A 13010-nucleotide genomic window follows, 5' to 3' on the forward strand; every position below is an offset into this window, starting at 1 on the left:
CAAAAAACTGTATCACACGCTCAAAAGCAGGAATTCACGCTCCCATGAGCTGATCACCTGTTTGAAGTTTTCGTTTTCGGTTCGTTTTACAGCAATATAACCTTCAATGAATTTGTTGCCCATGTAGTCACGCAATTTCTGGCATTGCTCCATCCGCTCCAATGCTGCTTCAAGCGTAAAAGGCAAACGCAGATTACGACGTTCATAAGCCCGTCCCTGTACAGGTGGTGAGGGTTGGACTTTTTCGATCATGCCCATGTAACCGCACAGCAGGCTGGCAGCAATGGCCAGGTAAGCATTGGCATCAGCACCGGCCAGGCGATTTTCCACTCGGCGGTTCTGGGCATCCGATTCCGGGATGCGCAGGCCACAGGTCCGGTTTTCCATGCCCCATTCCACATTCACTGGTGCCGAGGTATCCGGCAGAAAGCGGCGGAAGGAGTTCACGTTGGGAGCAAACAGTGGCAGGGCTTCAGGAATGTACTTCTGTAACCCACCCAGGTGATAGAGGAATAGGTCACTCATGCTGCCATCGGGGTTGGTGAACACACTGATGCCGGTATTGGCGTCCACTACACTCTGGTGCAGGTGCATGGCACTGCCGGGTTCCCGGGTAATGGGTTTGGCCATGAAGGTGGCCACAACACCATGTTTTAAAGCTGCTTCGCGCATGGTGCGTTTGAAAATCAGCACCTGGTCAGCCAGTTGCAGTGGGTCACCGTGACGGAAGTTGATTTCCATCTGGGCGGTGCCTTCTTCATGGATCAGGGTGTCGATGTCCAGTCCCTGAATTTCACACCAGTCATACATGTCCTCAAACAGCGGATCAAATTCGTTGGCGGCATCAATGGAAAAGGACTGGCGACCGGTCTCTTCACGACCGGAACGGCCAATGGGGGGTTGCAGCGGAAAGTCCGGGTCGGCCACGCGCTTGGTCAGGTAGAACTCCATTTCCGGAGATACAATCGGTTTCCAGCCCTGTTCTTCATAAAGTTTCAGCACGCGCTTTAGCTGGTTGCGAGCTGACAGCTCCTGAGGATTGCCGTCACGGTCATAACAATCGTGGATCACCTGAGCAGTAGGTTCCTGTGCCCAGGGAATCAGGTAGAGGGCTTCAGGATCCGGATGGCAGTGCATGTCAATGTCGGCCGGGTCCAGCAGTGAGTAATAAACATCATCCTCAACATAATCGCCGGTGACGGTCTGCAGCAGCAGGCCTTCCGGCAGACGCATGCCCTTTTCAGTGATGAATTTGGACACCGGGCTGATTTTGCCACGGGCAATGCCAGTGATGTCACTGATGACACATTCAACTTCTGTAATGCGATGTTCGTGCAGCCAGTTTTCCAGGTCTTTCATACAAGGCTCGGAGTGGTTGTTTCAGCGTGAGTTCAGGCGCTGCTGCATGCGTTGACGGCAGGCAGCACCAAAAGCTTTAAGAATAGCGCGATAAAAGGGGAAGTCACCTACCTTGTCATCCGGATGCCACTGCCATTCCGGGTGCCACTGCACTGCCAGGGTAAAGGCCGGTGCTGCCGGTAGTGAAAAGGCTTCAATCAGTCCGTCCGGTGCCAGGGCTTCGATGCGGGCACCATCGGCCAGGCGGTTGACACCCTGGCCATGCAGGGAGTTCACCCTGGTTTCTGTTTCTGGCCAGATCTGCTGCAGCAGGCCACCGGGCTGGATGCTGATATTGTGACTGAGTTTGCCGTACTGCTCCAGGATTGGGTCATCCGGGTTTTCGCGGTGATTCAGGTAACCCGGCAATTCGTGCACCTTCTGATGCAGGCTGCCACCCAGTGCCACATTCATTTCCTGAAAACCGCGACAGATGCCCAGTAACGGTACTCCGGCAGCAATGGCGGCACGGATCAACGGCAGGTTGGTGGCATCCCGCTTGATGTCCTGTGGGCTGTTCGGGTCGGCTGGCTCGCCATCATAGTGGTGTGGCTGGATATTGGAGGGTGAGCCGGTCAGCAGGATGCCATCCAGATGTTGCAGCAGTGGCTGCAGGGGTAGCTGATCGCCAAGTGGTGGAATAACCCAGGGCAGGCCTTCGGCACCCTGGCTGGCCGCACGGACATACTTTTCACCCACCACAAAAAAAGGGTGATGATTCAGCGTTTGGCTGCAGGCATTAACACCAATGACTGGTAGCAGGGAGGCAAATTCGGAAGCAGAGGGCATGGGGCAGAACACTCCACAGGTAAAGTCACTTTGTAGCCTTCTGCAGTGACAATAGCAAGATCCGGTAGCGCCTGAAAAGTAAAATTTTGCGCTGCATGAATATGGTGCACTGCAAGGCATAAAGCCCTGTTTTGCGGCAGCTTTCCTTAAGCGTTGACAGTTCGGTCAAGATGGAATTTACTGCAGGTTAAGGCCTGATGACAGGCGTCCGCAACAGGTGCTCTATGCCTACCCAGCTCGAAAAGGCGCTGGCTTTTCTGGATGAACATCCGGAAGTTCAGTATGTTGATCTGCTGATCTCTGACATGAACGGGATCGTACGTGGTAAGCGTGTTGATCCTGCCGCTTTGGCCAAGGTGTATGAAAAGGGCATTGCCCTGCCGGCCTCCATCTTTGCCCTCAATATTCAGGGCACCACCGTTGAAGAAACCGGCCTGGGGCTGGAAATTGGTGAAGCAGACCGCATCTGTCTGCCGGTCACTGATACCCTTTGCATGGAACCCTGGCAGAAACGTCCCACTGCTCAGTTATTGATGAGCATGTATGAACTGGACCGGGAAACGCCTTTTTTTGCTGATCCAAGGGTGGTGCTGCAGAAGGTGGTGGAGCGTTTTGCTGATCTGGGACTGAAACCGGTGACGGCATTTGAACTGGAGTTTTACCTGATCGATCAGGAAAATATCTCCGGGCGTCCACAGCCGCCCAAATCGCCTATTTCCGGCAAGCGCCCCGCCAGTGTGCAGGTTTACTCCATTGATGACCTGGATGAATATGCCGATTTTCTGGATGATGTGCTGGATGCTGCCCATGAGCAGAACATTCCGGCAGATGCGCTGGTGGCCGAATCAGCGCCGGGCCAGTTTGAAGTCAACCTGCATCATGTGGATGACCCGTTGAAATCCTGTGATCACGCCATCCTGTTGAAGCGGGTGATCAAGAGTGTGGCTTATGACCATGAAATGGATACCACCTTCATGGCTAAGCCCTACGCGGGTCAGTCCGGCAGTGGTATGCATCTGCACATCAGCCTGTTGGATGAAAACGGTCAGAATGTTTTTGCCGGTGATCCCCTGCAGCCTAATGATCAGCTGCGTTGGGCGGTGGGTGGCCTGGTGGAGGTGATGAATGCCAGCATGGCTTTGCTCTGCCCCAACATCAATTCCTACCGGCGCTTCAGCCCCGAGTTCTATGTGCCCAGTGCTGCCACCTGGGGGCTGGACAACCGCACCACAGCCTTGCGGATTCCCGGTGGTGACCCGGAAGCCCTGCGCATTGAGCATCGGGTCGCCGGTGCCGACGCCAATCCCTATCTGTTGATGGCCGCCATCCTGGCGGGTGTTCATTACGGCCTGACTCATCGGATAGAACCGCCGCCGATGATTGAAGGTAATGCCCATGAGCAGCAGGATGCCAATCTGGTCAACAACCTGCGGGATGCCCTGCGCAGCCTGGAAGAGTCCCCAGTGTTAAGGGATTATCTGGGTGAAGATTTCCTCAAGGTGTTTGTGGCCTGCAAGGAACATGAAATCAATGAGTTTGAGCACACCATTTCTGATCTGGAGTACCTCTGGTATTTGCATACCGTCTGAAAATGGGGAGTCTAAAACATGAGTGATCATGTGGCTTCCTGGTATGCCGCCACAGCGAACAGTCATCAGCCTTGGCCGCAACTGGCTGAAGCACTGGATGTGCAGGTGTGTGTACTGGGTGGCGGTTTTACCGGTGTCAACACAGCGCTGGAGCTGGCCGAGCGGGGATTCAGTGTAGTGCTGCTGGAAGCTCATCGTATCGGCTGGGGGGCATCCGGGCGCAATGGCGGCGAACTGATCCGTGGTATTGGTCATGGACTGGAACAGTTTGCCGGGCAGATCGGTCAGGAAGGTATCCTGCAATTCAAACAGATGGGTTTTGAGGCGGTGGATATCGTTAAACGACGCATCCAGCGCTTTGATATCCAGTGTGACTACCGGCCAGGTTACGCTGATCTGGCTACTCGTCCTTCGCACCTGCACGCCCTGGAAGAAGACCTGAAGGATCTGCAGTCACTGGGTTATCCGCATCAGCTGAAATTGCTGGATGCCAGTGAACTGAAACAACAGGTGGTCAAGTCGGACTTTTATGTCGGTGGCCTGGTGGATGAAGGCAGTGGTCACCTGCATCCGCTGAATCTGGTGCTGGGTGAGGCTGAAGCAGCTGCCGGTCTTGGCGTGAGGATTTTTGAACAGTCAGCGGTGCAAAAGATTCACAAGGGCGAGCGCCCAAGGGTGGAAACAGCTCTGGGTTCAGTGACCTGTGATCGGCTGGTGATTGCCGCCAATGGTTACCTGGACCCTGACCTGGAGCCTTGGCTGGGTGGCAAGTTGTTACCGGCTGGCAGTTATATTCTGGTGACGGAGCCGCTGGGTGATGAGCAGGCCAATGCCCTGATGCCGGGTGGTCATGCTGTTGCTGATCTGCGGGTGGAGCTGGATTATTACCGCTTCACACCCGATCAACGGCTGTTGTTTGGTGGTTTGTGCACCTACTCCGGCAAGGATCTGCCTGATCCGTCAAAACACCTGCTGCCGCATTTGCATCAGGTGTTTCCACAGCTGCTGGATGTGAAAGTGGCTTATCAGTGGGGGGGGATGCTGGGCATCGGTGCCAATCGTCTGCCACAAGTTGGTCATCTGCCGGACTGTCCGTCCATCCATTTTGCTCAAGCTTATGCAGGGCATGGCCTGAATGCATCCCACATGACGGCACGTGTACTGGCAGAAGCGTTTACGGGTGAAACCCGGCGTTATGATCTTTTTGCCAGCGTCAGGCACATGACTTTTCCCGGTGGCAAGTGGTTGCGTGGGCCTTTGTTGGCAGCGGGGATGAGTTGGTATCGAATTAAAGATCGCTTTGGCAGTTAGGCCGGTCAGGTTTTATCAGGCCAGTTGTGTCAGATCGGGCCGCCACAGACTGGTCTGGTTGCGCCCTTGGTGCTTGGAGTGATATAGCGCCTGATCGGCCTGCTCCAGCCATTGGCGAGCAGTTTGCAGCTCATTGCTGTAAGGGCAGACACCCAGACTGATGGTGATCTTCAATTTTAATTGTTCGTAGTCAACAGTCATGTCCTGAATCAGGTGGCGCAGGCGTTCAGCGACTTCCAGTGCGCCAAACTCATCGGTGTCCGGCAGCAGTAATACAAACTCTTCACCACCATAACGCCCGGCAAGGTCGGTGTCTCTGGCTGTGTGTTTGAGCTGTTTTGCCACCTGACGGATCACCTCATCACCGGCCTGGTGGCCATGCGTGTCATTCACAGCTTTGAAGTGATCAATGTCAAAGATGATCAGGCTGGCATGGCCCCCCGAGCGTTTACAGCGCCGGTATTCCTGTTGCAGGCACTCTTCCCAGAAGCCCCGGTTGTTCAGTCCGGTCAAACGATCCGTACGGCTGAGTTTTTCCAGCTGCTGATTGGCCTGCTCCAGCTGCAGTTTGCTGGTGGCGCTTTCGGTAACGTCATAAATCAGCAGGCAGACCTGTTGTACCTTGCGGTCAGGGCCCAGCAACGGCATAAAAGTAATGTTCTGGTACATGAGTTCCGACTGCCCAGTCAGTGGCCGGTAACTCTTGAAGCGAAACAGGTGGGGGCGCTGTTCCCAGGTTGAATAAGCGGGTGCACCCAGCTTGAATACGGACTCAATCTTGCGTTCCATCCAGGTTCGGGGCAGATCAGGCAGCAGGCTGAAAATGTCCTGTCCGGTGATCTGTTTGCCGGGTAGTCCGCTGTGGTTTTCCATAAAGCCATTCCACAACTGAATGCGATAGTCCCGACCGAGAATCACCAGCCCCACGTCCACAGTCTGGAGCATCTGAATCATCCAGTAGAAGTCGGTGAGATCCGGTTGTTTTTCCTGAGCGGTCATTGCAGGTATCCGGTGCGTTCAGTCAGGGCTGGCAGGGAGTCTTCAGTAAAAACCAGCAGCAGATCACATTCAATCTTTTTTTCAGGTAACTGGTAATCCAGATCAATCGCCAGCACCTGTTTCTGCTGATTGCTGCCAAGCAGTTGTTGTAAGGAGGTGTTGCGTCCCAGCAGGGTCGGGTGCCCCAGGCTGAACTGAATATCCAGTTGTTCGGCAAAACCTTTCAGGCAGGCACCAGCCAGCAAGCCGGCCAGATCCGTCAGGATTTCCAGTTCACTATTGCTATCAGGTTGCTGGGTTTCGGGCAGTAGTCGTGCCAGGGTGGGCAGGCTGGTGGTGTCAATCAGTATCAGTGCTTCCCCGGTAATGCCGGAGCCGCTGAACCCCTGGGAGACACCGGAATAGTCAGCATCGGGGCGTGTGGTGATCAGGTTGGCCAGACGCGGGTAGGGTTGCAGGTGAACCCGGGGAACCGGCAGATGGATAAAGGTACCGAGCAGTTCGCCCAGCAGTTTACCGGCCTGTCCCATGGCAATGTTGACTACTTCCTGGATCAACCCCGGCAGGTCAACCGGTTGATCATCAAAACGGGCCAGCTCGATTTCAGTCTGTGGCTGGCTGCTGCTGATGATGCCAAAACGCAGCAGGATATCAGTCAGGGTGTCAGCACCAAAGGGTTTACGAATAAAGTCCAGAGCACCCAACGCCATCACGCGTTGACGTGCTTCTGGCTGAATATCACCCGAAACCACCAGTACCAGTGTTGAGAGGTCTTCGCGGCGGATGGCTTCAAGGGTTTGATAACCATCCATCACTGGCATGTTCAGGTCCAGAAACAGCAGGTCACCCTTACCCTGGCGTATGGCTTCCAAAGCTTCCTGGCCATTGCTGGCAAAGCTGATGCTGACATCCCAGCCACCGGGTAAAGAGCGGGCCAGTTGTTTGCGGGCAAGCGCTGAATCATCACAGATTACAATGGGCAGCGTCATGGCAGTTGGTTGACCTTGGGTCAGGTTATTCTTCTTGAAAAAGATACCTTAATTAATCTATTGTTCATTGTCACTCATCAGTGACAGCTTTCGTCACTTATTTGTGATGCAGTTGGCACTTGTTATGATTTTTCTCAATGATCAGGCAGTTTCTGTCAACTGCGATCATTCAGTTACAGCACGTTGCTGGCGCCGTTGGGCTGCCCGTTCGGCGCTGCTCATGTTCGGTGCCTGCAAGCCACCATGAGGGGTGCTACCAGACACACCGTCACCGGGTTGGCCGGTTGGGCCGGTGCGCAGGTCATAGTACTCGATGTCGATATAGGGTGGGGGATTGCGCATGCTGGCCAGATAAGCGGCATCCATCAGGGTGATGATCTGTTCCACTGGCATGGGCAATCGATCACCGACCAGCATTTCTGCAATCAACAGCAGCTCGATGGCACCATCCTGGCGAGCAGCCCCCATCAGCTCACGGATGACACCCGGTGGAATGTCTTGTCCGGTACGACGGTCACTGAAGCGCACACCCAGATACTCAGGTGGCACGCCCATGTTGGCGGTGACACCCGTGGCAAACAGCTGTTCAATATCTTCGGCGCTTAAAGCACTACCCGACTGCATCAGTAAACGCGCCGGGTCCAGCAGGTTGGGTTGAGCTGAAACGGGGGACTGTGCATGCATTGCAGGGCTGGTCAGCAGCAAACTTCCGGTCAATAACAAGCTTGTGAACAGGATTCTTGAGGTGTTGGTCAGCCTGTTGCGGATACATGGCAAATGAGTGGTGGGCTGAGTTGGCATGTTTGCTCCTTGCGTGTGTGGTTCATAACCATCCTGACATAAGCCTGGGTTGATGACCACCCAGGGTGCACCTGATGGTTTTATCAGATGCACCCCAGGTTGAGGGTGTTGCTTTGAAGGTTGCAGATCAATCCAGTTTCAGCCAGGTCGCCTTGATTTCGGTGTACTTGTCAAAGGCATGCAGGGACTTGTCGCGGCCATTTCCGGATTGTTTAAAGCCGCCAAAGGGTGCTGTCATGTCACCACCATCATAGTGGTTGATCCAGACGCTGCCGGCACGCAGGGCTTTGGCGGTTTTGTGGGCCTTGTTGATGTCGCTGGTCCACACCGCTGCTGCCAGGCCATAAATGCTGTCGTTGGCGATGCTGATGGCCTGCTCCGGGGTTTCAAAGCTGATCACTGACAGTACCGGGCCAAAAATTTCTTCTGCAGCAATGCTCATCTGATTGTTCACACCGGCAAACACCGTCGGTTCGACATAATAACCACCACTGGTCTGATCCACCTGTTGACCACCACTGACCAGGCTGGCCCCTTCACTTTGTCCCAGTTGAATGAATGACAGCACACGTTTCAGCTGAGCCTGGTCAACAATGGCACCGCAGGTGGTGGCTGGATCGAGTGGATGGCCGGGTTGCCAGTCTTTCAGGGCTTCAGTGACCAGTGCCACAAACTCATCCCGGATGCTGGCTTCCACCAACAGGCGTGAACCGGCGGTGCAAACTTCACCCTGGTTGAAGGCAATGGCCTGAGCGGCCTCTTCTGCGGCACGGCGCAGATCGGGTGCATCGGCAAATACAATGTTGGGGCTTTTGCCGCCAGCTTCCAGCCACACCCGTTTCATGTTGGACTCACCGGCATAAATCATCAGCTGTTTTGCCACGCCGGTGGAGCCAGTGAACACCAGGGTGTCCACATCCATATGCAGGGCCAGCGCCTTGCCAACGGTATGACCAAAACCGGGTAAAACATTGAACACCCCGTCAGGTATACCCGCCTGTTTGGCCAGTTCTGCCACACGAATGGCAGTGAGGGGTGATTTTTCCGACGGTTTCAGGATCACCGAGTTGCCCATGGCCAGGGCAGGTGCAAATTTCCAGCTGGCCATCAGCAAGGGGAAGTTCCACGGCACGATGGCTGCCACCACACCCACAGGTTCGCGGGTGACCATGCCAATTTCATTGATCGCAGTGGGGGCCAGTTCGTCATACACCTTGTCGATGGCTTCTGCGGTCCACTGCAGGGTGCGAATGGTGGAGCCGACATCCACGCTGCGCGAAAAACGGATGGGTTTGCCCATGTCCAGGGTTTCCAGTAGCGCCAGCTCGTCACGGTTGGCGGCAATCAGCTCGGCAAACTTCAGCAAGATCTGTTTACGTTTGGCGGGGGCCAGATTACGCCATACACCCGACTCAAAAGCAGCACGAGCTGCTGCTACGGCACGATCAGCATCTTCGGCATCACAACTGGCGACCTGGGTCAGGATGCGGCCATCCACGGGGCTTTCGCAGTCAAAGGTGGCACCACTGACAGCATTCACATACTGGCCATTGATAAAGGCCTGATTGCGGATCTCCAGGCTGGCAGCCATGTTCTGCCATTCTTCACGGGTCATCTGTTGTTGTTTGCTCATGCTTTACCTCGTCAGTTGTTCTTTCTGTCTTGCGCTTTCTGGCCAGTGGCATAGACTGGGGTCAGTCTATTTTTCTGGCCGAGGTGTCCTTATGACCGCTTTTGCTCCGGTTCCTTCTTATTACGCAGCGTCTGCCAATCCTACTCCATCCCGCCCGCATTTGTCAGAGTCCATCGAAACCCAGGTGTGTGTGATCGGAGCTGGTTACACAGGCCTGTCCACCGCACTGTTTCTGGCTGAAGCCGGTTTTAAGGTGGTGATCCTGGAGGCTGCCACTGTGGGGTGGGGGGCATCCGGGCGCAACGGTGGTCAGATGGTCAACAGTTACAGTCGTGATCTGGACGTGGTGGCGCGTCAGACCAGTGCCGATGCTGCACGCTTACTGGGGCAGATGGCATTTGAAGGGGGGCGCATCATTCGCCAGCGGGTGAAGCACTATGGCATTCAGTGTGACCTGCAGGATGGTGCCGTGTTTGCTGCCCTTAATCCTCGCCAGATGAAAGAGCTGGAGCATCAGAAAAAACTCTGGGAAAGCCATGGTTATGATCAGTTGGAGCTACTCGACAAGCAGGCCTTGCAGCAACAGGTCAACACCGAGCGGTACATCGGTGGCAGCATGGATCATGGCAGTGGCCACATCCATCCGCTGAATCTGGCGCTGGGTGAGGCGGCTGCCTTTGAATCCCTCGGTGGTGTGATTTATGAGCATTCTGCGGTGGTGGACATCCAGCAGGGCCAGCCAGCAGTGGTTAAAACAGCGCAAGGAGTGGTGAAGGCGGAGTGGGTGGTGGTGGCTGGTAATGCCTATCTGGGTAAGTTGTTGCCGCAACTGGCCAGCAAATCCATGCCCTGCGGTACTCAGGTGTTGGCCACCGAGCCACTGGGTGAAGAATTGGCACGCAGCCTGATTCCTCGAAATGCCTGCATCGAGGATTGCAACTACCTGCTGGATTATTACCGCCTGAGTGCCGACCATCGCCTGATTTATGGCGGTGGGGTGGTTTATGGTGCGCGGGATCCGGTCGACATCGAACGGCTGATTCGCCCAAAAATGTTAAAAACCTTCCCGCAACTCCAGAATGTGAAGGTGGACTACACCTGGACCGGCAACTTCCTGTTGACCCTGTCACGCTTGCCTCAGATGGGGCGCATCGGCAGCAATGTTTTTTATTCCCAGGGGTGTTCCGGTCATGGTGTGACGTTTACTCATGTTGCCGGTCAGTCGCTGGCGTTGGCCATTCAGGGGCAGACACAGCAACTGGATGCCTTTGCCAGTCTGCCGCACTACCCTTTCCCCGGTGGTCGCCTGTTCCAGGTGCCTTTTTCTGCACTGGGTGCCTGGTACTACGATCTGCGCGACAAGCTGGGTATCTGATCCGGCTATAAAAAAACCCGGCACAAAAGGCCGGGTTTGAAGTGCATCCCTGAACGGGTATCAGCCAGCGAAGTTCTGGTTGACGAAGTCCCAGTTCACCAGTGCCCAGAAAGCCTCCAGGTACTTGGGACGCAGGTTGCGGAAGTCGATGTAGTAGGCATGTTCCCACAGGTCAACGGTCAGCAGTGCCGTGTGGCCGTCGGTCATGGGGGTGCCGGCGTTGGAGGTATTTACAATCTCCAGTTGACCAGCAGCATTTTTTACCAGCCAGGTCCAGGAAGAACCGAAGTTGTTGACTGCCTTGTCATCAAACTCTTTCTGGAAGGCTTCAAAAGAACCCCATTTGGCATTGATGGCATCAGCAATGGCACCCTTGGCTGCGCCACCACCGTTGGGGCTCAGGCAGTTCCAGTAGAAGGTGTGGTTCCAGACCTGGGCAGCATTGTTGAATACCGGGCCGGATTTGGAGGCCTTGATGATGTCTTCCAGGCTCTTGCCTTCGTATTCAGTACCGGGCACCAGGCCGTTCAGTTTGGTGACATAGGTGTTGTGGTGCTTGCCGTGGTGGAATTCCAGGGTTTCGGCAGAAATGTGGGGCTCCAGCGCATTCTTGGCGTAGGGCAGTGCCGGTAATTCAAAAGCCATGGTCAATCTCCTTTTTTCATCATCAAGTGACAGTGCTTATTGAGTAATGGTGGCAGTGCAGCAGAGTTTCAAGGCTGCTCTGACATAAATCAATGATTACCTTGGAATCATAACATTGCATTGCAGATGTGACAATTCCGACCTTTTTACTGGGTTATGGTGTTGGGCTGGCGGCAACCCTTGGGAATTGGCAGAATAGACCATCTTTTCACAGAAGCAGGGAAACTGTTTATGCCTGATCGTAAAGAACCACTGCTGGATATGGATGTTGGCAAAGTGGCATCCCACTCGACTGACGCTCGTACAACTGAAAGCAGGGTTGCGCCAGGTTTGTCAGAGCAGAAAACCAGAACTTCGCTTGTTGACCCTGCTCCAGCCGCTTTTTCTCGTCCTTCTGGTGTCGCCACCAACAAGGCCGCATCAAAGGATGTTGATGCCGCTGAAAAGCGGGCGGCAGCGGCAGCAAGGTTAAAGGCAGCCGTTGAAGCTGCAGCCAAACGCACCGGGCAAGCAGTGAATCAGGAAACAGCGACGGCATCAGACAGCCACCGCGAAACATCTTCTCCGCGCCCAGCAGGTGCAGGATTCAGTGCCTCAGCTTCAGCCTCAACATCAAGCGCTTCCGGTTATAAAGAACCCTCCGAGACTGCTTCTGCCGGTCAGGGTGGCGGTGGTGGTTTTGATCACCCCCATTACCTGGTGCGTCGTGAGCCGGATCAACCCGGTGGTGGCGGTGGTTTTTCACCCTTGCTGTGGGTGGCTCTGGTGCTGGCTGTGGTGGGGCTGGCATTTGGCGGCTGGCAATATACCCGTGCGGAAAAACAGCAGCAATCGATGCTGGCACTGGCGGATCGGGTACAGGAGCTGGAAATCCGTTTATCAGAAACCGGTCAAGACCTGTCCGAAGCGGGTACCACCTTCCGTGAGAAGCTGGAGTGGGCGGATAGTGAAATTCGTAAACTCTGGGTGGTTGCGCATCAACGCAACCGTCCAGCCATTGCTGAGTTGCAAGAGCAGGTAAAGGGGTTGGAAGGCAAGCTGACCCAGGCTGAGCGCCAGGCCGGTGAAGCGGCAACTGCTGCCCGTACCGCCAGTGAGCGAGCCTCGGAGGCGGGGCGTAACCTGCAAACCCAGACCGAAGCCCTCAAAAAGGATATCGCAGCCATGGGGCAGCGGCTGACAGAGGTTAGCCTGACCACCAGCACACTGGACCAGCGTTTGAGAAATCAGGATAACCGTAATGAAGTGACAGCCTTGAAACGCCAGCTTGAAGTGCTGGAACAGAAGGTGGCTGCCGGTGGCATGCCAGCTGAACTGCAGCAAAAGTTACAAGAACAGGAAGAGATTCTGGCTTCTCTGGAAGCCAGCCGCAGCCAGTTGGTCAGTCGGGTGACTCAACTGATGGATCAGGTGCGGGAGCTGCAACAGGCAAGGTGATGGGTCGTTAGGAGTGAGAGACAAAACTTGGTATCATGGCTGGC

At 55.0% G+C, this 13010-nt stretch carries 11 protein-coding genes; 4 read left to right on the forward strand and 7 right to left on the reverse strand.

All coding sequences use genetic code 11. The annotated features are described in order from the left end of the window. Positions 1 to 12: 12 nt before the first annotated feature. The gene (locus BT114_RS02100) at positions 13 to 1359 is read right to left on the reverse strand and encodes a glutamine synthetase family protein (RefSeq protein WP_072324643.1); all 1347 of its coding nucleotides are present in this window, start codon (positions 1357 to 1359) and stop codon (positions 13 to 15) included. 21 nt (positions 1360 to 1380) lie between these two features. Next, entirely contained in the window at positions 1381 to 2187 is an 807-nt protein-coding gene (locus BT114_RS02105; RefSeq protein WP_072324644.1) for a gamma-glutamyl-gamma-aminobutyrate hydrolase family protein, read from the reverse strand. Positions 2188 to 2411: 224 nt separating this feature from the next. Here BT114_RS02105 and BT114_RS02110 point away from each other — a divergent pair, with 224 nt between their 5' ends. After that, positions 2412 to 3776, forward strand: coding sequence for a glutamine synthetase family protein (locus BT114_RS02110; RefSeq protein ID WP_072324645.1), 1365 nt, complete (start codon positions 2412 to 2414; stop codon positions 3774 to 3776). Positions 3777 to 3794: 18 nt separating this feature from the next. After that, the gene (locus BT114_RS02115) at positions 3795 to 5087 is read left to right on the forward strand and encodes an NAD(P)/FAD-dependent oxidoreductase (RefSeq protein WP_072324646.1); all 1293 of its coding nucleotides are present in this window, start codon (positions 3795 to 3797) and stop codon (positions 5085 to 5087) included. A gap of 15 nt (positions 5088 to 5102) precedes the next feature. Here BT114_RS02115 and BT114_RS02120 read toward each other — a convergent pair whose 3' ends face one another. From BT114_RS02120 to BT114_RS02135, 4 genes are all read right to left on the reverse strand, one after another. Continuing rightward, entirely contained in the window at positions 5103 to 6086 is a 984-nt protein-coding gene (locus tag BT114_RS02120; RefSeq protein ID WP_072324647.1) for a GGDEF domain-containing protein, read from the reverse strand. Further along, positions 6083 to 7075 (reverse strand): response regulator, encoded by a 993-nt coding sequence (locus tag BT114_RS02125; protein ID WP_072324648.1) that lies wholly within the window; start codon positions 7073 to 7075, stop codon positions 6083 to 6085. Before BT114_RS02125 ends, BT114_RS02120 begins: the two co-directional genes overlap by 4 nt. A 165-nt stretch (positions 7076 to 7240) precedes the next feature. Further along, complete coding sequence (locus tag BT114_RS02130) at positions 7241 to 7876, reverse strand: hypothetical protein (protein WP_072324649.1); 636 nt, start codon at positions 7874 to 7876, stop codon at positions 7241 to 7243. Positions 7877 to 8003: 127 nt separating this feature from the next. Then, positions 8004 to 9509: an aldehyde dehydrogenase gene (locus BT114_RS02135; RefSeq protein WP_072324650.1), complete on the reverse strand. Its 1506-nt coding sequence runs from the start codon at positions 9507 to 9509 to the stop codon at positions 8004 to 8006. Positions 9510 to 9600: 91 nt separating this feature from the next. On the opposite strand from BT114_RS02135, the gene BT114_RS02140 reads away from it, so the two are divergent. Next, positions 9601 to 10884 carry an NAD(P)/FAD-dependent oxidoreductase gene (locus BT114_RS02140; protein WP_072324651.1) on the forward strand — a complete coding sequence of 428 codons (1284 nt, stop codon included), beginning with the start codon at positions 9601 to 9603 and terminating at the stop codon, positions 10882 to 10884. A gap of 60 nt (positions 10885 to 10944) precedes the next feature. Here the strand turns inward: BT114_RS02140 and BT114_RS02145 are convergent, their stop codons facing one another. Beyond that, positions 10945 to 11529 (reverse strand): Fe-Mn family superoxide dismutase, encoded by a 585-nt coding sequence (locus BT114_RS02145; protein ID WP_072324652.1) that lies wholly within the window; start codon positions 11527 to 11529, stop codon positions 10945 to 10947. A gap of 231 nt (positions 11530 to 11760) precedes the next feature. Between BT114_RS02145 and BT114_RS02150 the strand changes: the two genes are divergently transcribed. Then, entirely contained in the window at positions 11761 to 12966 is a 1206-nt protein-coding gene (locus BT114_RS02150; RefSeq protein ID WP_072324653.1) for a hypothetical protein, read from the forward strand. The last annotated feature ends 44 nt before the right edge of the window (positions 12967 to 13010 follow it).

It is taken from the genome of Marinospirillum alkaliphilum DSM 21637, assembly GCF_900119735.1.
Lineage (GTDB): Bacteria > Pseudomonadota > Gammaproteobacteria > Pseudomonadales > Halomonadaceae > Marinospirillum > Marinospirillum alkaliphilum.

What these genes read in the sequence shown, in the direction of transcription:
- BT114_RS02100 (WP_072324643.1), bottom strand. Translation starts at nt 1,359, where the DNA reads ATGAAAGACCTGGAAAACTGGCTGCACGAACATCGCATTACAGAAGTT.
- BT114_RS02105 (WP_072324644.1), bottom strand. Translation starts at nt 2,187, where the DNA reads ATGCCCTCTGCTTCCGAATTTGCCTCCCTGCTACCAGTCATTGGTGTT.
- BT114_RS02110 (WP_072324645.1), top strand. Translation starts at nt 2,412, where the DNA reads ATGCCTACCCAGCTCGAAAAGGCGCTGGCTTTTCTGGATGAACATCCG.
- BT114_RS02115 (WP_072324646.1), top strand. Translation starts at nt 3,795, where the DNA reads ATGAGTGATCATGTGGCTTCCTGGTATGCCGCCACAGCGAACAGTCAT.
- BT114_RS02120 (WP_072324647.1), bottom strand. Translation starts at nt 6,086, where the DNA reads ATGACCGCTCAGGAAAAACAACCGGATCTCACCGACTTCTACTGGATG.
- BT114_RS02125 (WP_072324648.1), bottom strand. Translation starts at nt 7,075, where the DNA reads ATGACGCTGCCCATTGTAATCTGTGATGATTCAGCGCTTGCCCGCAAA.
- BT114_RS02130 (WP_072324649.1), bottom strand. Translation starts at nt 7,876, where the DNA reads ATGCCAACTCAGCCCACCACTCATTTGCCATGTATCCGCAACAGGCTG.
- BT114_RS02135 (WP_072324650.1), bottom strand. Translation starts at nt 9,509, where the DNA reads ATGAGCAAACAACAACAGATGACCCGTGAAGAATGGCAGAACATGGCT.
- BT114_RS02140 (WP_072324651.1), top strand. Translation starts at nt 9,601, where the DNA reads ATGACCGCTTTTGCTCCGGTTCCTTCTTATTACGCAGCGTCTGCCAAT.
- BT114_RS02145 (WP_072324652.1), bottom strand. Translation starts at nt 11,529, where the DNA reads ATGGCTTTTGAATTACCGGCACTGCCCTACGCCAAGAATGCGCTGGAG.
- BT114_RS02150 (WP_072324653.1), top strand. Translation starts at nt 11,761, where the DNA reads ATGCCTGATCGTAAAGAACCACTGCTGGATATGGATGTTGGCAAAGTG.